17 protein-coding genes and 1 pseudogene are annotated in these 19,038 nt (G+C 58.6%); 5 read left to right on the top strand and 13 right to left on the bottom strand.

Going from position 1 to position 19,038, the window contains the following annotated elements:
- Nucleotides 1-120 precede the first annotated feature (120 nt).
- Nucleotides 121-372 (bottom strand): annotated as a pseudogene (locus tag VG146_01125) (hypothetical protein).
- Between VG146_01125 and mobF the strand changes: the two are divergent.
- Complete coding sequence (gene mobF, locus VG146_01120) at nt 295-903, top strand: MobF family relaxase (protein HEV2390941.1); 609 nt, start codon at nt 295-297, stop codon at nt 901-903. The pseudogene VG146_01125 and the gene mobF sit on opposite strands and share 78 nt — an antisense overlap.
- A gap of 71 nt (nt 904-974) precedes the next feature.
- On the opposite strand, the gene VG146_01115 is transcribed toward mobF, so the two are convergent.
- Genes VG146_01115 through VG146_01105 form a run of 3 tightly spaced genes read right to left on the bottom strand, consistent with a single transcriptional unit; the run spans nt 975 to nt 3,152 of the window.
- The gene (locus tag VG146_01115) at nt 975-1,766 is read right to left on the bottom strand and encodes a nucleoside phosphorylase (GenBank protein ID HEV2390940.1); all 792 of its coding nucleotides are present in this window, start codon (nt 1,764-1,766) and stop codon (nt 975-977) included.
- Complete coding sequence (locus tag VG146_01110; protein HEV2390939.1) at nt 1,763-2,371, bottom strand: methyltransferase domain-containing protein; 609 nt, start codon at nt 2,369-2,371, stop codon at nt 1,763-1,765. Before VG146_01110 ends, VG146_01115 begins: the two co-directional genes overlap by 4 nt.
- Before the next feature lie 10 nt (nt 2,372-2,381).
- A complete protein-coding gene (locus VG146_01105; protein HEV2390938.1) occupies nt 2,382-3,152 on the bottom strand; it encodes a metalloregulator ArsR/SmtB family transcription factor in 771 nt (256 codons plus the stop codon).
- A 61-nt stretch (nt 3,153-3,213) separates the two neighbouring features.
- On the opposite strand from VG146_01105, the gene VG146_01100 reads away from it, so the two are divergent.
- On the top strand, nt 3,214-4,374 hold the full coding sequence (locus VG146_01100; GenBank protein HEV2390937.1) for a cysteine desulfurase family protein: 1,161 nt from the start codon (nt 3,214-3,216) through the stop codon (nt 4,372-4,374).
- Nucleotides 4,375-5,214: 840 nt separating this feature from the next.
- On the opposite strand, the gene wrbA is transcribed toward VG146_01100, so the two are convergent.
- Both wrbA and VG146_01090 read right to left on the bottom strand, forming a co-directional pair.
- Nucleotides 5,215-5,814 carry an NAD(P)H:quinone oxidoreductase gene (gene wrbA / locus VG146_01095; protein ID HEV2390936.1) on the bottom strand — a complete coding sequence of 200 codons (600 nt, stop codon included), beginning with the start codon at nt 5,812-5,814 and terminating at the stop codon, nt 5,215-5,217.
- Between the two features lie 21 nt (nt 5,815-5,835).
- Nucleotides 5,836-6,525 carry a nuclear transport factor 2 family protein gene (locus VG146_01090; GenBank protein HEV2390935.1) on the bottom strand — a complete coding sequence of 230 codons (690 nt, stop codon included), beginning with the start codon at nt 6,523-6,525 and terminating at the stop codon, nt 5,836-5,838.
- 144 nt (nt 6,526-6,669) lie between these two features.
- Here VG146_01090 and VG146_01085 point away from each other — a divergent pair, with 144 nt between their 5' ends.
- Nucleotides 6,670-7,575, top strand: coding sequence for a LysR family transcriptional regulator (locus tag VG146_01085; protein HEV2390934.1), 906 nt, complete (start codon nt 6,670-6,672; stop codon nt 7,573-7,575).
- 82 nt (nt 7,576-7,657) lie between these two features.
- On the opposite strand, the gene VG146_01080 is transcribed toward VG146_01085, so the two are convergent.
- Nucleotides 7,658-9,661 (bottom strand): SpoIIE family protein phosphatase, encoded by a 2,004-nt coding sequence (locus VG146_01080; GenBank protein ID HEV2390933.1) that lies wholly within the window; start codon nt 9,659-9,661, stop codon nt 7,658-7,660.
- A 166-nt stretch (nt 9,662-9,827) separates the two neighbouring features.
- Here VG146_01080 and VG146_01075 point away from each other — a divergent pair, with 166 nt between their 5' ends.
- Both VG146_01075 and miaB read left to right on the top strand, forming a co-directional pair.
- On the top strand, nt 9,828-10,898 hold the full coding sequence (locus VG146_01075; GenBank protein HEV2390932.1) for an aldo/keto reductase: 1,071 nt from the start codon (nt 9,828-9,830) through the stop codon (nt 10,896-10,898).
- Nucleotides 10,899-10,985: 87 nt separating this feature from the next.
- Nucleotides 10,986-12,329, top strand: a complete 1,344-nt coding sequence (gene miaB / locus VG146_01070; protein ID HEV2390931.1) for a tRNA (N6-isopentenyl adenosine(37)-C2)-methylthiotransferase MiaB — start codon at nt 10,986-10,988, stop codon at nt 12,327-12,329.
- Nucleotides 12,330-12,351: 22 nt separating this feature from the next.
- Here the strand turns inward: miaB and VG146_01065 are convergent, their stop codons facing one another.
- The 6 genes from VG146_01065 to trxA are packed head-to-tail and all read right to left on the bottom strand — an operon-like array spanning nt 12,352 to nt 18,923.
- Nucleotides 12,352-15,699, bottom strand: a complete 3,348-nt coding sequence (locus VG146_01065) for an efflux RND transporter permease subunit (GenBank protein ID HEV2390930.1) — start codon at nt 15,697-15,699, stop codon at nt 12,352-12,354.
- Nucleotides 15,700-15,724: 25 nt separating this feature from the next.
- Nucleotides 15,725-16,741, bottom strand: a complete 1,017-nt coding sequence (locus VG146_01060) for an efflux RND transporter periplasmic adaptor subunit (GenBank protein ID HEV2390929.1) — start codon at nt 16,739-16,741, stop codon at nt 15,725-15,727.
- Nucleotides 16,742-18,052, bottom strand: a complete 1,311-nt coding sequence (locus VG146_01055; protein HEV2390928.1) for a TolC family protein — start codon at nt 18,050-18,052, stop codon at nt 16,742-16,744.
- A gap of 37 nt (nt 18,053-18,089) precedes the next feature.
- The gene (locus VG146_01050; protein HEV2390927.1) at nt 18,090-18,332 is read right to left on the bottom strand and encodes a DUF2892 domain-containing protein; all 243 of its coding nucleotides are present in this window, start codon (nt 18,330-18,332) and stop codon (nt 18,090-18,092) included.
- 46 nt (nt 18,333-18,378) lie between these two features.
- Complete coding sequence (locus tag VG146_01045) at nt 18,379-18,546, bottom strand: DUF6132 family protein (GenBank protein ID HEV2390926.1); 168 nt, start codon at nt 18,544-18,546, stop codon at nt 18,379-18,381.
- Nucleotides 18,543-18,923, bottom strand: coding sequence for a thioredoxin (gene trxA, locus VG146_01040; GenBank protein ID HEV2390925.1), 381 nt, complete (start codon nt 18,921-18,923; stop codon nt 18,543-18,545). Before trxA ends, VG146_01045 begins: the two co-directional genes overlap by 4 nt.
- Between the last annotated feature and the right edge of the window lie 115 nt (nt 18,924-19,038).

Raw genomic sequence — 19,038 nt, 5'->3', positions numbered from 1 at the left:
CCGCGCAGCAATTAATTATGTACCCCCCCCGGGTGAATCAACTCATTATGGGCTCCGGGGTTGAGGCAATCCGCAACGCGGCGCCACCGCCGGGGGGGGCCTCGGTTATAAGTATTTGGTAATTTCGGCGACCAGTATGCCGCACTCGATGGTCTTGCCGAGACCGACTGCATCAGCGATGAGGATGCGCTGTCTCGGTTGTTGGAGCGCGAGGCGGGCAGGATCAAGCTGGTAAGGCAGTAGGTCCATCGCTCCGCGATGGCCGAGGGTCAGCCGCACGTCTGGTGGAACTGATTGGCGCAGGAGCGCTTCAAGAATTTGGAATGCACCGACCGTCTCACCGGCAACATCGTGGCGGCGGTATTCCAGCACGAGACTTCACGGTCACTGGACCCGCACCTACACAGTCATTGCATTCTGTTCAACGCCACTTTTGATCCGGTCGAGAAAAAATGGAAGGCGCTGCAAAATTACGAAATGCTGGCGGCGCAAAAGTTCGTGGAAAATGTCTATTACCACGAACTGGCACGCTCGCTGGTCAAATTCAGCTACCAGATCGAAAACAAACCGCGTGGCGATTTTGAAATCAAGGGCGTCTCGCCGGAGCTGGTCAAAAAGTTTTCCAAACGGCACAACCAGATTGACCAGAAAACCCGTGAACTGTTGGAGCGCCAACCGGAAAAGGCCGAGGGCAATCTGGCGGCGATTCGGGAAAACATCGCGCACAAGGAACGGGCGCGAAAAATTCAGGACATCGGCTTGGAAAGGCTGCAAGCGATTTGGGGCAGTCAGATGACTTCACCGGAAAAAGAATCGTTGCGGATGCTTGCATTTTACCCCGTTAATGCTATTCGCCGCAATGTGGTCGCAATAGCGGTCGCCTTGATGATCCACGGAGACTGAGGAATCGGACCCATGCACCAAACCATCCCTGTGTCCGGTTGCACACATGGCACACTGACAACCGCCATCTTTCAAGGTCGTTTCCGCCGTGCCTTGGCAATCCGCCCCAGCAACTTCATCACCGCCACGCTCCCGTCCGCCTCGCCCTTCTCAAAATCACCCTCCGTCTGCGCCATGCAGTTCGTCACATGCGCCAGGCACAGCACTGGTCTCCGCCGCGCGGTAGAAAACGCGTAGAGCGCCGCGCTCTCCATCTCCACCGCAAGCAGTCGTTCCTTCCTGGCCAGTGCGATGGCTTCCTTCGTTTCCCGAAACGGCGCATCCGTTGTCCACACCGACCCCTCCTCAATCGCGACCTCGGTGCCCTTCAAAGCCCGCCGCGCGAACCGCAGCACATCCGGACGAATCTCGGCGTAATCCGACGCCGGCAAATAGTGATAGCTCGTGCCCTCATCCCGTAGCGCCCGCGTCACCAGCAAGAAATAGGGCGTTTGTCGCACCGGCAGAATCTGCCCTGACGACGTCACGCTCACCACCAGCTCGCACCCCGACGCAAACATTTCCTCCGCCACCAGCACCGCAAACGACGAACCAACCGCGCAACCCAGCACCCCCAGCCGGGCGCCGCCGGCCTCGAACTCATAAAGCTCCGTGTGGTAACACGCCCAAGCCGCGCTCAGCTTCGCGGCTCCCGTCCTTCGCAAATACCTCACCAGGTCACCGTCGGGGTCCATTACGCAGATCCCTGGCACCTTGCCCTTGGCAATTCCTCTCTGCCGCCGCGCCTCCCGCAGCAGATTCTCCGGCGTGAATACGGCCCGCCGCCGGTAAAACTTGTTCCTGAGTAAAGGGGGTGTTTTCATCCAGCTGCTGGCCCGCTCTTGTTGGACCTTTTTTCCCAAACCTGCCAGCGCTCATGTCCGGCAAACAGAGTCAACGAATCCAACGCCGCATCATCTTCAAGGCAAACGAACTTTCCCCCAAAAAGTGACTGTGCCACTTCACGAGACAATGGAAATGGTGGCGGCTCGTCCTCCACTCCATAGTAGAAGAAGCCGAGCAGTTTTCCACCGTCTATCAGCGTGCTTGCAACATGCCCCGCATAATCATGCCACCTGCCGGGTGGCAATGAACACAGAAAGGTCCGTTCGTAAACCAGATCGAACTTGCGATCGGCGAAGTCGGCGTTGAAAAAATCCCCAAGCATCACCCGTTTGCCCAAAGTGCCCAATTCGCTTTGGGCCCGTTGGACTGCCGAAGGCGAGAAATCAACCGCGAGCACATCCCAGCCGCGCTCCGCAAAAGCCCGGACCTCGTAACCTGAACCGCAGCCGGGGATCAAGACCCGCCCCGGAGCCTCGTTTTTTTGCAGCCACTCCATTAACGCCAGCGGCACACCGCGAAAATCCCACGGCGTACGCCCAGTGCGATAGCGCTTGTCCCAAAATTCAACCTCGGTGCTGCTCATTTCGGTTTCCCTAACGAATTCTTCTGCCGGAGCTCGAACCGCCCAACTTCCTCCTGGCCCCCATTCCGGATCGGCCCAGCACCGATTTCCCGCCTGGCAGCTCCGACGACACTGGCAGGCCCGCTAGCCGCCACTCTGGGTAGCCATCAACCAAGCGTCGAACCTGAAAGCCCCTCTTCCGAAGCCGTTCCACCGCCTCGAAAGCCATGACGCAATAGGGCCCCCTGCAATAGGCTACAATCTCGCGCCCCCGCCCAACCTCAGCCAGCCGTCGCTCCAACTCTTTGATGGGGATGTTGATCGCACCCTCAATGTGCCCCGCTGCGAACTCCTCGGCGGGCCGGACATCCAGCATCGTGACCGAACCGTCACGCTTTCGCCGCTGCAACTCTTCGCGGGAAACCGGTTCCAAGGCATCGCGCTGACGAAAATACAGGTCCACGACCCGGGCCGCCTCGGCGTAGTTCCGTTCCGCCACTACCCGCAGGGCAGTGATCAGGCTTAGCACTGCATCGTCCGGTAACAGGTAGAAAACGTATTTCCCCTCTTTTCGGCTTGTCACCAAGCCCGCCCGCCGGAGGTGCAGCAAATGCTGAGAGGCATTAGCGATCGTCAGACCAGCCAGGTCAGCCAGTTCCTCCACGGAACGCTCCCCTTGCGCCAGCAGTTCGAGCAACTCCAGTCGGTGACCGCTCCCCAGCGCCTTGGCGACCTCGGCGAAGTGGACGTACAGGCGTCGCTTTGAGCCAGCCCTTGCACTCTCGTTTGTTCTGGATAACATTCAAGAGAATAATTGAATAATCACAGCACGTTGTCAAGCCCGCGGAAATTGCGAAGATGCTATGAGCCAAATTTACTTAGACTATAACGCGAGCACGCCGATTGCACCCGAAGTGGCCGACGCCATGCGCCCGTTTTTGATGGGGCATTATGGCAACCCCTCCAGCGCCCACTGGGCTGGGGCGCCGGCGAAGCAGGCGGTTGAAAATGCCCGAAGGCAAGTGGCCGGACTGCTCGGTTGCGCCGCAGAAGAAGTCGTTTTCACCAGCGGCGGCACAGAAGCCAACAACCACGCCATCAAGGGCGTGTTCTTTTCGCCGAGTCGCAAGGGCAATCACATCATCACCACGCAGGTCGAGCATCCCGCATTGCTTCAACCCTGCCGCTTCCTCGAGCGCTTGGGCGCTGAGGTGACTTACCTGCCGGTGGACGGCGCCGGCAGGGTCTCTCCCGAACACGTCCGGCAGAGTATCAGGCCGGGCACGATCCTCGTCAGTGTGATGCACGCCAATAACGAGGTGGGCACCATCCAGCCGATTGTGGAAATCGCCCGCATTACCAGAGAGCACGGGGTGCTGCTGCACACCGATGCTGCGCAGTCCGCCGGCAAGATTCCCACACAGGTTGCGGACCTGGGCGTGGACCTGCTCTCGGTCGCCGGCCACAAGCTTTATGCACCCAAGGGCGTTGGGGCTCTCTATGTCCGGCAAGGCCTTCATATCGAGCCCTTGATGCACGGAGCCGGACACGAGGCGGGCCGCCGGGCAGGAACGGAAAACGTGCTGCTGGACGTCGCGCTCGGGGCGGCATGCGAACTGGCCAAAGCGAACCTGGAAGCCCGTCGCACTCATCTGACCGAACTGCGGGACTATTTCCACACCGGAATGACGCGCTTGTTCGGAGACGCCCTGCGTCTCAACGGGCATGTCTCGAAACGTCTGCCAAACACACTCAACGTCACCTTTCCCGGACACATCGGCAGCGAAGTGCTGGCGGCGCTGGAGGGTGTCGCTGCCTCCACTGGCTCGGCCTGTCACAGCGGGCGCCACGAGCTTTCGCCCGTCCTAAAGGCGATGGGTGTTTCTGAGCCGGCGGGCCTTGGCGCAGTACGCTTCAGCCTCGGTTTCGGGACGACGATCGACGAGCTGGACCGGGTTCTGGCTATGCTGGAATCGCAGATTCTAAGGCGCCCGAAGAGCAGGCAAACTCACCGGCATTCATGAAACCCTCCTTCTACACAACAGCCACCGTTTTTGGAGTCTTCCTTCTCCTTTGCGGTCGTCCTGGACAAGGTTGAGCTCCAAACCGCCCCTCCGGAGAAGGCAACTAAATGAAGTCAGGCGCCGGAAAGAGACTCGCAATGTTGACATTGGCTGCAGCCCTGGTGGCCCTCCTCGTCTACGCACAAATCTCCCCTCACCCGCGCAGCGTACAAAACAATTCGCGTGCCAAAAAGCAATTCCTGCTCAGACGCGTCAACTGCTTTCTTTGATTTCGTTCAGTTTTCTGGGGGCATCATCAGAAGGTGGAGGTTGGAATCGGCTAACAAATTGGAACGAAGGAAACCGGGCAGCCAGCGGCCGAGGCCGGTCTCCCTCGCCACGTTTTGCAGGCAAGGAATTGGATGCCACCACGGCGGGACGGAGTCAACCCTTTGGTGCGGGCCGGCCGAAGGTGTCGTGGTGCGGTTGGCAGCGGGTCGGCTGCGGGCCAGCTCTTGGCGTTGGGAACTTTGCAGGAGCACTCTTCGGGAGAACGTTTCTCCGACGGTGTGGCCGTCAGAGACTGTGACGTCACGACCTGCTATCCGGGTCAACGGCCTGGGAAGGCAGCCGCCCACCATGGTATTGTCCGTAACCGTCATCAAGCCGGAAAACGAGCGCGCCCAACCTATCAACCGGCCATGACGGCCAAGAAATTGCACGGGCCGCGCGCCGTTTTCCGAAAAGTTCTCCGGGTCAACTGTTGGACTCCGCGATCCAGGCGGCGCAAATATTCCAGCGCAATCGCTTTGCGCTGCTCGTCAGCCATTGTCCTGATTTCCATTATATTATCCGGTAGTGTCAGTTTGCTTTCAGTTTTCCCGCGATGCCCGCGACGTGCTTGCCCTGAAATCGGGCCATCGTCAATTCCTTGGCGCTTGGCAGGCGCGAGCCATCAGGAGCCGCAATCGTTCCAGCCCCGTAGGGACTCCCGCCGCGCACTTCGCTGATATCCATCGTCTCGGGGATTGCGTAAGGCAACCCCACGTAAATCATGCCATGATGCAGCAACGTGGGAATGAAGGTGAGAATGGTAGACTCATTCCCCCCGCCTGTGCCGGTGCTGGTAAAAACGCTGCCAACTTTTCCGATAAGGGCGCCCTTGAGCCACAACTTTCCTGTCTGGTCGAGAAAGTTCCGCATCTGTCCAGCCATGTTCCCAAATCTGGTGGGAGTGCCAAAAATGATGGCATCGTATTGCGGAAGTTCATCCGGCGTCGCCAACGGCGCCTCCTGCTCAAGCTTCGCCCCGTATTGCTTGGCCAGTTCGGGCACCATCGTATCGGGAACGCGCTTTATCACCACATCGGCATTCGCCGAACGGACGCCTTCGGCGACGGCTTTGGCCATGATTTCGATGTGGCCATACATTGAGTAATAGAGGACGAGTATCTTGGTCATTATGTGTTTCCTTGTTCTCGGTTAATCTTTCTGCACCAAATCTTTCACGCCGTTGGGGAACATGGCGCGCGCAACTTCCACGGTGTCGCAAAATTCCCGCAAGAGCTTTATCCTTCCGTTTTCTGCAATGAGCCGGCCTCCGTAAAGCTGCCGGTAGCGTCGGGCCGTTTTTTTAATTACCGCATCCACCTCGTACTCACCTGAGACGTGATTTTCGTCTTCGCCAGGGAAAATTTTGATGTTCTGGAACTTGAAATTCTCTGCCCCATCCACGACGGGGACAAAAAACCGCCTCAAAGCCTCCGGCCCCTGGTAGCGGATCGGCAGGTTGACCGACCCGAAATAGGGAAATTCAATTCCGCCATCGTCCGCGAATAGCGCTATCGCTCTTTCCACCTCGCCCGCGGAAATGGCGGCGAGGTATGTTTCGAGGAGGTCCTTTGCTGTTTTCATATTTCGCAGATTTTCTGGTTGTAAGTGATCTTGACAATGTCCCTGACGCGGCTTGGCGGTTTTGTTGCGGGAACGAGCCTCGGATTGCGGCTTCCCTCCATGCTTTGTCCCTTCCGTCAGTTCCCTTTCCGCCTGTAAACCAGTGACGCTCGTGATCACCGTGCCCGCCGCCGTTCCCAAGCCAGAGGTGACACGCACGCTTTTCAATCCTTCGCCGCAAGTCTGCATTCGGAATTTCACGGTTGTTTTCGCCGGCATTTGCACTTGTTTTCATCCTGCACCACGCTTTTGCTTTCCGTCCACGCTGCGGACTTTTCCCAAATATTAATGATGATCTTAAAAAGGGCTAATGCCGTGTTTTTGGTGTTGCTCATACTTTGAGTAATACCTAACTTGCCATCAATGGAACTTCGGCACCTGCGATATTTCGCCGCTGTCGCCGCTCACGGCAACTTTAGCCGTGCGGCAAACCAGTTGCACATGACCCAACCGGCCTTGAGCCGCCAGGTAAAAAACCTGGAAGACGAAATCGGAGTCGCACTTGTCGTTCGAGGCCAAAACACGATTTCCCTGACTTCGGCCGGAGAAAACTTCTACGAAGAGGCGAAGGATATTCTGGCCCGCGTGGACGTCGCAGTTCGAAGAATCAGAACTCGCCCGCAGGGGGAGAAGCTACGCGTTGGGTATGTTCACTCCCTCACTGCCGGGATCATGCCACGGGTCGTTGAGCAATTTCAGACTTTCAACAGAGGTGTCTTTCTTGAGCTCTCCGACCTCACGACAGAGACGATGTGCCAGAGAGCCGCCGCCGAACAAATTGACATCGCAATTCTCCCCAAGAGTTTGGAGACGCATTTCAAAGGATTTCAATGGGTGGAATTGCAAAGGCTTGCCCCAGTGCTTGTCATCTCGAAAAAAAGCCCGCTCGCCAAATTGGCCAAAATTCATCCGGAGAAGCTCCGCGAGAAGACGCTGCTCGGCTTGGGCGCTGACAAGTATCCGGAATATGTTCCGCGACTTAAGGCCATTCTCGAGCCATTTGGCGTTAAGCCGCAATTGCGCAATCACACCTCGGAAGACATCGCCGCACTGTTTATCGCCATTGAGGCACAGGCCGGCATGGCCGTTTTGACGGAAGGCATCTTCCCCATGCTTCCCTCGACCCTCACAGTGATCCGGTTTTCGCCCGAGCTGGCTCCGCTCCTGATTGCAGCGGGGACACCAACCCTCCGCCCCAACCCGAATTCCGAGGCCTTCCTAAAAATCCTGTTGGAGGAAATGAATAGATCCTCCCGTCGCAAAAAATAGCAAGGTGACCGAGGGTCATATCCCCAGTTGTGTGGAGGGGGCTCCACCAGCCGTCCAGGCACCCGCTCCTACGGTTTGAAGGTCAACCGGGTTTTGCGTAATCCATGGCTACCAGGCAGACATCATCGCTGAACTCGGCGCCTCCGGCAAAGGAGCGGATTTCCTTCAGCAAAGTATCGAAGAGCTTCGGGGCCGGCAAATGGAGCCGCCGCTGGACGGCGTCGAGGAGCAACTGTTGAGTATAGAGATCGTCCCCTGCATTTTGGACTTCTATCAAGCCATCAGTGTACAGGAGGATGAGGTCGTTCGGTGAGAGCATGATCTCGGAACTGAGGTAGTGGGCGTCTTCCATCAAACCGAGGGCCGGCTGGCTTTTGCCGGAAGCGTTCACGAGGGGCACGACCTGGCCGGCGCTGCGGCGGAGATGAAGGGGTTTGGGATGGCCTGCATTGGAGTAGAGCATGACCTTGGTCTCGCAATCGGCCACAAGGTAAAAGGCGGTCGTCAACAAGGGGGTTCCGGTGTGTTGCAAGATGGCGCACAGGTCGTTGTTGAGTTTGGTCAGGAACTCGCCCGGCTGCGTGGCCAGTGGTTTGAGCTCCTCGACCAGGGCCCGGATCATGGCTGTGATGAGCGCTGAACGCACACCGTGTCCGGCGACATCGCACAGGAACACCCCGGCCTGGGTTTCGCTAAGGGCTGAAATGGTGAAGAAATCTCCGCCGACACTTCCGGTGGGCAAATAGCGATGGCTGAACTGGAAGGCGCTGGCCTCCTCGGGCGCCGAGCGCGGGAAAGCCGGGTATTGCTGCGGGAGCATGGTGAGCTGGATTTCCCGCGCCATTTTAAGGTCTTCCTCCATCTGGAGGTTTTTGGTCTGCAGCTCGCGGCGGCTCTGGGCCAGGGCAGCATTGGCACGGCGGATTTTTTCATCGGCCATCCGCTGCTGGGTGATGTCCCAGAATATCGCCTGCAAACCCATGATTTCCCCATTGGCCGCGCGCAAAGGCGTTTTCACCACCTGCACGTATATTTTTTCGTGTCCCGGCGGCTGATGTTCTTCGACCGTTTCATAGGGCTGGCCTGTTTCCAGCACACGGCGGTCGTCCCGCTGGTATTTGGCGGCCAGGCCGGTGGGGAAAAAGTCAAAATCGGTTTTGCCTATGATTTGGTCGAGCGTGCGGCCAAGGGTTTTGCAAAACTGCTGGTTGGCAAACGTGAAGCGGAACTGCAGGTCTTTGCGGAAGATGTTCTGAGGCAGTGTTTCGACCAGGGAATGGTAAAGTCCCTCCGAATTGCGGAGGCGCTCCTCGGCCTTGCGCCGCTGGGTAATGTCTTCAACGGTGCCTTCGTAATAGAGCAAGCGGCCTCGGGCGTCGCGGATGGCGCGGCAATTCTCCGAAATCCAAATGATGCTGCCGTCTTTGCGATAGACCTCCGACTCAAAGCCCCGGAGCACATCACTTTCTTGCATGGTACGGACGAAATCATCGCGGCGGCCCTGGCGGACATAGAGTTTGCGGCTGATATCGGTAAGGCCCTGCATGAGGTCCTCAGGTGAATCGTAACCATAGATGCGCGCCAGGGCGGCATTGGCCATGAGATAGCGGCCATCGGGTGTGGTTTGGAAGATGCCTTCAACGAGGTGATCGAAAACGCTGTGGTATCGCTCCTCGGCTTCGAGCAGCGCCCGGTCCATGCGGCGCCGTTCGATGGCGTATCGCAACGAGCGTTCCAGCCAGGCCGATGTGAGCTGGCCTTTGACCAGGTAGTCATGCGCCCCGGATTGGACGGCCTCGAGCGCCACCGTTTCATCCGCTGCCTCGCCCGCGACGATAATGGGAAGTTGCGGGGCTCCAGCGTGGATGAGGGAGACGTTGGCCAGGCCGGCGCCATCGGGCAGGGACATGTCAAGGACCACGACATCGAATTGATCGCCGGCCAAGGCGGAGAGCCCGCCGCGCAAATCCTCCGCTGGCATTACATCGGCCGCAAGGTCCCGGGCTTGCCCCAGCATCTCGCCCACGGAGCGGGCGAACCCCGCGTCGTGTTCGATCAGGAGCACTTTCAGTTTATCCAGTGCCATAGCAGCGCCCTTGGGCAGATTCCCAAAAACAAGCTTTCGGGCTGATTATGCACACTATGATGGCAGAAACTGTCCTGGTTGCCAATTATCAATATTACGGACACATCTTGACATCGTTCCGTTCCGCGTAATGGTTACCGGGAGGGAAGGAGTTTTTATGCAAGGAATGGGCCAAAGGAAGGCCGCTGCTCCGAATCAGGAGTTGGCGGCTGCACTGAACGCGGGCGTTACGCGGCGCGATTTTGTCCGCTCCGCCCTGGCAGCCGGGGTTGTGCTGGGCGCTGCGCCGGGTGCTTTGGGCGCGGATACTGGCTCGCCAGCCGCATCCCAGAGCAACGAGCCGGTTCCGCGCCGTCTCCTGGGAAGCACGGGCCAAAGCATCTCAGCGATTGGGTTAGGGGGCTATCACATCGGCAATCCGCCTGAGGAAGAAGGCATTCGAATTGTCCGCAGCGCCATTGATCGCGGGATAACCTTTATGGATAACTGCTGGGATTATCACGATGGCATGAGCGAATTGCGGATGGGCAAGGCCTTGCGTGACGGCTATCGGGAAAAGGTCTTTCTCATGACCAAGATAGATGGGCGGACTAAAAGCGCCGCCGCCACTCAGATTGATCAATCTCTACAGCGCCTGCAGACCGACCACGTTGACCTCATGCAATTTCATGAGGTCCTGCGGCTCGAAGACCCGGACCGCATCTTCGCTCCGGGCGGGGGCATGGAAGCGATGCTCGATGCCAAAAAGGCGGGCAAAGTTCGTTTCATAGGGTTCACCGGGCACAAGGACCCGCTAGTGCACCTGCGCATGCTCGACGTTGCCGCCCAACATCAATTCCGGTTTGACGCGGTGCAAATGCCGTTGAATGTGATGGACGCCCATTTCCGCAGCTTCAGCCGGCAAGTAGTTCCGCGCCTGGTCGAGGAGAAAATTGGGATATTGGGTATGAAGCCCCTTGGCAGCGGCAACGTTTTGCGCAGCCATCTGGTCACGCCGATCGAATGTCTGCACTATGCGATGAACCTGCCGACCTCGACGGTCATCACCGGGATTGACCGAATGGACCTGCTGGACCAGGCACTCGAAGCCGCTCGGACGTTTAAGCCATTTACGCAGGAACAGCTCGCGGCACTGCTCGATCGCACGACCCAAGCGGCCGCTTCCGGCAAGTTCGAGCCGTTCAAGACCACCTCGCAGTTCGATGCCACAGCGCATAACCCGCAGTGGTTGGGATGAGGACTAGCGCAGTCCTTTTCTTGGGCTTTTCTTGGGCTTTGCCTTTCATGGCATTTTGGCTTAGTTTCCACGGCCATTGTCAGGAAAATGCCGAGCGTCTATATCAAAACCTACGGATGCCAGATGAACGAGCGGGACAGCGAGGCCGTGGCTGCCCAACTCCTGGCGAAGGGTTATACATTGGCCGGGTCCGAAACGGTGGCTGATGTCATCCTGCTCAATACGTGCAGCGTGCGGGATATGGCCGAGCAGAAGGCGCTGCACAAGATGGAAACCCTCTCACACCAGACGCGTAAACACCGGCCCGGGGTTGTTTTGGGCTTTATGGGATGCATGGCCCAAAGCCGTGGCCACGAGCTGATCGATCGATTGCCCGATGTGGATTTGGTCGTGGGGACACAGAAATTTCATCGAACCGCTGAATATCTGGATGAACTGCTTTCAGGCCGCCGCGACAAAATTGTGGATGTGGCCGAAGAGGCCCGGAGCGAGGCAACCATTCGAGAACATTTGGTCAACGGCAACGCGAAGACTTCAGTGACTGCCTATGTGAGCATCATGCAAGGGTGCAATCAGTATTGCACCTTTTGCATCGTGCCCTATACGCGTGGGGAAGAGCGCAGCCGAACCATTGCGGATATCGTGGCTGAATGCCGCGAGCTGGCGGAGCGCGGGGTGAAGGAAGTGACGCTGCTGGGCCAAATTGTGACCAGCTACGGCAAACGCGACATTCCCAGGCAGGCCGGCAAATCGGCTTTCGTGCAGTTGATCGAGGCGGTCCACCAGGTGGACGGGCTGGAACGCATCCGGTTCACCTCGCCGCATCCCAAAGGATACGGGGATGATTTGGTCGAGGCTTACGGGCGCCTGCCGAAGCTGGTTGAGAGCGCTCATCTCCCGGTTCAAAGCGGGAGTGATCGCGTGTTGAAACTGATGCACCGCGGCTATACCCGCGAGCGGTATATCGAACTCATCGGCAAGCTGCGCCACGTTCAACCTCAGATGGGGATTACAACAGATTTCATCGTAGGTTTTCCCGGCGAAACAGAAGCTGATTTTGAGGAGACCCTATCCCTGGTGCGGGAAGTGCAGTTCGATCAGGCCTATATCTTCCGCTACTCGGAACGGCGGGACACGCCGGCCGCCGCGATGCCCAATCAGGTGCCTCAATTGGTGCGTGAAGAGCGCAATCAGCGCTTGTTGCAGACCCTCAACGCGGTTGCGGGCGCACGGTATGGATTTTTCGTAGGTCGTCAGGCTGAAATCCTGGTGGAAGGTCCCAGCAAACGGAATCCGGAACGGCTTACTGGCCGGACGCGCTGCAATAAGATAGCGGTGTTCGAGGGCTCGCCTGCGCGTCGGGGTCAGGTGCTGGATGTGCAAATCACAAGCGCAGGGTCCTTCACGCTCTACGGCCAACCCGTTCCTTAGGGCCGACTGGCATTCGGCTGCATCATACCTCCGCTGCTTCCAATTCAGGTGTTCTTGATGAAACGGCCGGCTGGGGCGATGGCCGGTTATAGGCCATGAAATAGAGCAGAGGGATAGCTACTGGGGCAATCAGCATTGAGATGAGCCCACCGGCCATGAGGGAGATGGCCAACCCTTGAAAGATCGGATCAAAGAGGATGACGGTCGCGCTCACCACCACGGCCAGAGCGGTCAACATGATAGGGCGAAAGCGAATAAGGCCCGACTCGACTACTGCTTCGGCCAGCGGTTTGCCCTCAGCCAATCGCAACTCGATGAAATCAACCAGAATGATGGCATTGCGGACCACGATGCCGGCGCCGGCCATGAAGCCGATCATGGAAGTGGCGGTGAAAAACGCGTGCAGAATTCCGTGCGCGGGTAGAATGCCGACCAACGAGAAGGGAATGACGGTCATGACAAGGAAGGGGGTCAGGAAAGAGCGAAACCAGCCGACCATCAGCACATAAATGAGAATCAACACGGCGGCGAATGCCAGGCCAAGGTCGCGGAACACCTCGATAGTGATATGCCATTCGCCGTCCCATTTGAGGGAAGGTTCGCGGCTGCTGAAGGGGAGGACCGCGTTGTAAATTGTGAGCGGGCGCCCCTCGCCCCCGAAGGCGCGGGTATCAAGCTGGCGCAGCGCCTTGTTCATTTTGAAAATCGCATAGACTGGGCTCTCGATTACTCCGGCGACATCCCCAATAACATAGGTAACCGGGAGGAGGTTTTTATGATAAATGCTTTTGTCGGCGGTGGTTTGATCGATCTTCACCAACTCACGCAGAGGCACCAGCGGCGGCGGACCTGGCGGAGCGCCGGGGACCGGCAACGAACCGGACGGGACGTAAAGCGCCAGGAGGTCTTGGGACGAACTCCGGCTGGAGCGCGGCAGTTGGAATACGATATTAACGTCTTCCTTTTCGCGGGGTTGGTGCAACAGGTCTGCGGTATCGCCCGCCACGGCCAGGCGCAGAGTCATCGCGAGAGTTTCAGCGCTGACCCCGTTCAAAGCGGCCTTTTCCTTATCAATGACGAATCGCGCCTTGGGCTGGTCGGCTTCGACGTACCAGTCCACATCCACCACGCCGGGTGTTTGCTGGAAAATGCTTCGCACCTTGGCAGCAAGCGCCAGCCGCGACTCGTCGGTCGGTCCATAAATCTCGGCGACGAGCGTTTGCAAAACGGGAGGGCCGGGCGGCACTTCAGCCACAGCCACACGAGCCCCATACTTTTCGGCGATAGCCGCCACGCGGGGGCGGACGCGTTTGGCAATATCGTGGCTCTGGGCTTGCCGTTCGTGTTTGTTGAGGAGATTAATTTGAAGGTCTGCCACATTGGCCCCACGCCTCAGGAAGTAATGCCTCACCAGGCCATTAAAATTGAAGGGGGCCGCAACCCCGGCGTAAATCTGGTAATCGCTCACTTCCGGTTCGACGCGCACGGCGGCTGCGATTTCGCGCGCGGCCTGGGCGGTGCGTTCCAGCGAGCTGCTTTCGGGCATGTTCAGAATAATTTGGAACTCACTCTTGTTATCAAAGGGAAGCATTTTCATTTTCACCCAGCCGATGGCCACGGTGCCCATGGCGATTAGCAGGAGCAGCGCGATACCGCCTAGGAAGCCGTAGCGCCAAGCGCGTTGGTTCAGCAGGCGACCCATAAGACTACGATAAATCCGTGGAAAAAGCCGTTCGCTGCTCGCTCCGTCGAAGTGTGGTTGCGCGTGGCTCGCCCCCGCACCGCCCAAAGCCTCCTCAGCGCGGTGCCGGCGCCACTGCAGGATTCGGATAGCGGCCCAGGGCGTGACGATGAACGAGACCGCCAGGGAGAAAAGCATGGCGGCGCTGGCGCCGATGGGGATGGGCCGCATGTAGGGCCCCATCAATCCGCCGACCAATGCCATCGGCAGGACCGCTGCGATGACGGCGAACGTCGCCAGGATGGTGGGATTACCCACTTCACTGACAGCTTCGACAGCAATGGCGGCCAGGTTGCGGTCTTTGCTTTCAGGCAGGTGAAAGTGCCGGACGATATTTTCGACTACGACGATGGCATCATCAACCAGGATGCCGATGCTGAAGATGAGCGCAAACAAGGTGATGCGATTGAGAGTGAACCCGTAGAGATAAAACACCAGCAGCGTCAGCGCAAGGGTGGCTGGAATGGCAATGGCCACGATGAGGGATTCGCGCCAGCCCAGCGCCAACCAAATCAGGATGGAGACACTGAGGACGGCGATGCCCATGTGCAAGAGCAGTTCGTTGGATTTGTCAGAGGCTGTTTCGCCGTAGTGACGAGTAATGGATACCTGCACGTCAGAGGGGATTATATAGCCTTTGAGAGCGTCCATTTTCCTCAGCACTTGTTTGGCGACCGCAATGGCGTTAGCGCCCGGTCGTTTGGCAATCGAAAGCGTGACGGCCGCTTGCTCATCCGCCGCACTCGAGGCGGCAGCTCCGTTGCCATAGAAGACGTATTGGGACAATTCCTCGGCGCCATCGACGATGCGGGCGACGTCATGAAGATAAACTGGGCGGCCCCCATACACACCCACCACGACCCGGCCAACCTGTTCGGCATTGGTCAGAAAGGCCCCGGTTTCGACGATCACATCCTGATTATTGCTGGTAAGGTCGCCTGCAGCGTACTCGCGGTTGGCCTGACGCAGCATCATGACCAGGCCCGCAGCGCTGAGGTGGCGTGAAGCCAGCCTCGCCGGGTCGAGCAGCACACGGACCTGCCGGCGCGCACCGCCAATGATGGCCGTTTCGGCAACCTGCGGCACCTGTTTGACGGCATCATCGACCTGCGCAACCAGGCGCCGCAACGTCAAATGATCGTAATGCGCGCTATGAAACGTCAGCGTCAGAATGGGAACATCATCAATGGACCTGGGCTTAATGAGCGGGAAAGAAACCCCCGGCGGAATACGGTCGAAGTTCGAGCGCATTTTCTCGGTGACCTTAACCAGGCTCTGCTCGGGTTCGGACCCGACTTTGAAGCGGACGATAACAAGGCTCTCGCCTGGGCGGGAAGTCGAATAGACGTATTCCACGCCTGGGATTTCCCAGAGCAGCTTCTCCATGGGGCGGGTGGCTCGCTCTTCGACCTCCTTGGCGCCAAAGCCGGGCATGGCCGCCATGACGTCGATCATGGGGACCTTGATCTGCGGTTCTTCCTCTCGTGGCAGCAACAGGACCGACCCGGCCCCCAGCAGCAACGAGGTGATCACAATAAGCGGGGTGAGCTTCGAGTTGATAAAGGCTTGCGCGATCCGGCCAGCAATACCCGCCTGGCGCGAGTTGGCGTTTTTGGGGAAGGCTTTCATGAGTGTAGTCCCTAAGCCCTGCGCTTCATTGAACCTGGACTGGCTGGCCATCGACCAATTGGTCGGCGCCTTCGACCACCACGGGTTCGCCCACATCCAGCCCGGCGAGGACTTCAACCTCCTGACCAAAATGCTTGCCGGACTTAACCAGGTGCAATTGGGCGCGTTGGTTGGCGACAACAAAAGCGATTTCCAATTGCCCGCGCTCGATGATTGCCCCGGCGGGGACCCGCATTGTCTTGTCTTCTCCAATGGGCACCAGGAGCCGGCCAAACTGGCCCGGCATCAACCCGGAGGATTCGGGCAGGTCCAGTTTAACCCGAAAGGTGCGGCTTACAGCATCGGCAGAGGGGGCGATTTCGGCCACGAGGCCCGAAAGGTCGCCCGCGACGGCATCGACGCGCACGGCCATGGGGGCATCGCGTTGGATGTGGGCGGCGATGGCCTCTGGCACATCGGCCTCGAGTTGGAGCGCGGCAGGGTCCTCGATATCGACCAGCGGCTTGCCTGGAACCGCTAAATCGCCCACATCCACCCATCTCTTTGTTATAAGCCCGTTGAACGGGGCGAGTACTTGAACGTAGGCAACCATGGCCTGAGCCTCGGCCACGCTGGCCGCAGCCTGGCGATAGCGCCCCTGGGCGGCATCATACTCCGAGTGCGTGACCGCCTGTTGCTCGAAGAGACTCGAAATCCGTTTCCAATCGCGCTCGGTCTGCTCGAAACCGGCTTTGGCCTGGTCCAGTTTGGCCTGGATTTCTGGAGCATCCAATTTGGCTATCAAGTCTCCGGTCGAAACGGCCTGGCCCAGGGTGACCGGCATCTGCTCGATGCGTCCGCTGACTTTGGCTTCCAGCGTGGCGCGCAATTTTGCGCGAACGGTTCCAACGACTTCTTCGGTCGCCTGCCGTTCTTTGAGCTCGACGGGTTGAACTCGAACGCGGGCCGATGGCAGTTCTGCGGCGGTTTGCGCTATTTCGGGGCTTTTGCCGCAGCCGGCCAGGAAGAGTCCTGTCAAGAAGAGAAGGGAGTACGTTTTCATCTAATTTCGTATTGCAGAGGAATCGAGTTGCGGCAAAGCGAGGGCCTTGCGAAGTGCGGCAATAGCGATGTGCTGGTCGGCTTCGGCTTCAGCCCTGCGCACCCGAGCGGCGACGAGCGCAGTTTCGGAGTCCATGAGCTGAGTCGCCAGGCTCAGGCCTTGTTCGAAGCGTGCCCGGGTCAGGGCAAGGCTCTCGGAGGCCTGGCCAACGGCTTGTTGCGTGACGTCCAGGCGCTCATCGGCAGCCTTGAGATCGAGACGGGCTTGCTCGACTTCGAAGCCAATGGCCAGCCGCAACTTACGCTCTTCCTCGCGAGCCGACTCGAGGTTGGCCGCCGCCTCGCGCACCCTGCCCCGCGTGAGTTGCCCATCCCAGATGTCCCACTGGAACATGGCGCCGGCGGTGTAACTGCCTCCACCATTGTCATACTTCCAGCCATAATCGTAATCGACGCTGCCAAAGGCGCTGAGGCGGGGTATGTAGCCGGATTTGGCTCCGCGAACTACTTGTTCGGCGGCCCGTTCGCGCTGCCGGGCGGCAGCCAGCTCTGGCCGGTGCGAAAAATCCAATGCCCTGGGCGCGCTGACATTGGGCGCGCTGGCCGCCACGACGAACTCTCCGCCTTCAATCCCGAGCAAGTTGCGCAACGCCCGACTGGCCAGCGCTTCAGCATTGTGAGCGCGCACGAGGTCTTCACGCGCCTGGGCCAAACGGACCTCGATGTCCAGCACATCGCTTTTGAGCAGCGACCCGGCCTGGAGACGCTTATTTGCTATGGCCACGTTGGTTTCATAGGACTCGACCGCAGATTGAGCCGCCTCGATAAAACGGCGCGTCTTGAGCACCGTATGGAAGGCGCGCGCCACTTCGAACCCCAAGGCATTCCGCACCGCCTCGTCGTCCCGGCGGGCAGCCTCGGTGTTCGCCTTGGCCGCCTCATGACCGGCCTTGTTCCTGCCGCCGGTATAAAGGGGAACCGTGACGAGGCCTTTGGCATTCAGATTATCGACGTCGGGCACATCATTGAAATCAAGGGATTTGGAAAAAGCGCGCTGATTGAGAATGCTGCCGAAGACCATCATGGGATTGTCAGTGCGCATGTAGCTGGATTGGAACTGGAGCCGGGGCCAGAAGGCGGCATCGGCCTGCTCGAGGCCGGCCTGTGCGGCGGCGATCCGGTGCCTGGCCAGCAGGGCGTCGGGGCTGTTGGTAAGCGCCTGAGCCAGTGCGCGCTCGAAAGTCCAGGGCTCAGCCCCGAAAGCCGCCAGGGAGATTAAACAGCCAAAAAGAAACAGGCCGAACTTCTTCATAGCATCTCGATAATTGCAAGCCGGCGCGCGGTCCTGTTTACCGTTCAACCTCCTGCTTGGCGCAGCAGGACGCAGCGGCTTTTTCAGCGCAGCAGCAGGTTTGCCCCACGCCAAGCTTCCGCAGAACGATTTCTAAAGGGCAAAAGTTCGTAAAGGAGGATTGCAACAGGTTCAGGCCGACAAAGGTCGTGAACCACAGCCAATACGCGCTGTGATAATGAGCCAAAAGCAGGCTAATCAAGATGAAACTCCCCGCGAATCTGCGAATAATCATTTCCATAAAAGAATTCCTTTGCTGTTTGCAGGAGACGACGTAACGAGTCTGGTTAATGAATGCTGCCGGCTATGAGCGCGCCGACTATCATCCCGTAAATCGTGCTGATGACCGGATTGCTGGTTAGCGGACAGGTCCCTGTCGAACAGCCAACAAACTTGTACCAGGCAAAGCCAAGTCCGCTCCCAACCGCCGCACCGATAAGAATGCGCACAATCATGGCCGTTCCTGGTTAAGCATTTGTGAAGCCGCAGAGCCTTGCGGGGCGACGACAGCGGCGGCCTTTTGAAGCCAGGCCCTCAACGCCGAGGGCGCTACGAAACCGACTTGCGTATCCACCGCCTGGCCGCCTCGAAAGAGCATCAACGTCGGCACCCCGGTAATCTCATAGGCCCCTGCCAGTTCCGGCGCATCGTCCACATTGAGCTTGGTGAATTTGATTCGGCCCACGAATTCCGCCGCAAGTTGCTCCAGAAGCGGCGCCAGCATTTTGCACGGGCCGCACCACGGCGCGTAAAAGTCCACCAGCACCGGCAGGTTCGATTGCAATACCTCGGTTTCAAAGCTGCTTTGGTTCAGTTCGCTTATATTTTTCATATTCGACTTTCTCGTTTCTAAGGGGATTGAGCCGTGACCGCACAAAAAGTTACAGGTGGAAGCCCGCAGACCACAGGTGGAACCGAAAGTGTCCTGTTCCAAGGGCGGCCCAGGG

Source organism: Verrucomicrobiia bacterium (assembly GCA_035946615.1).
GTDB lineage: Bacteria > Verrucomicrobiota > Verrucomicrobiia > Limisphaerales > UBA8199 > DASYZB01.
Note: the sequence above shows the minus strand (reverse complement) of the source record. Positions and strands in the feature narration are given on the sequence as shown.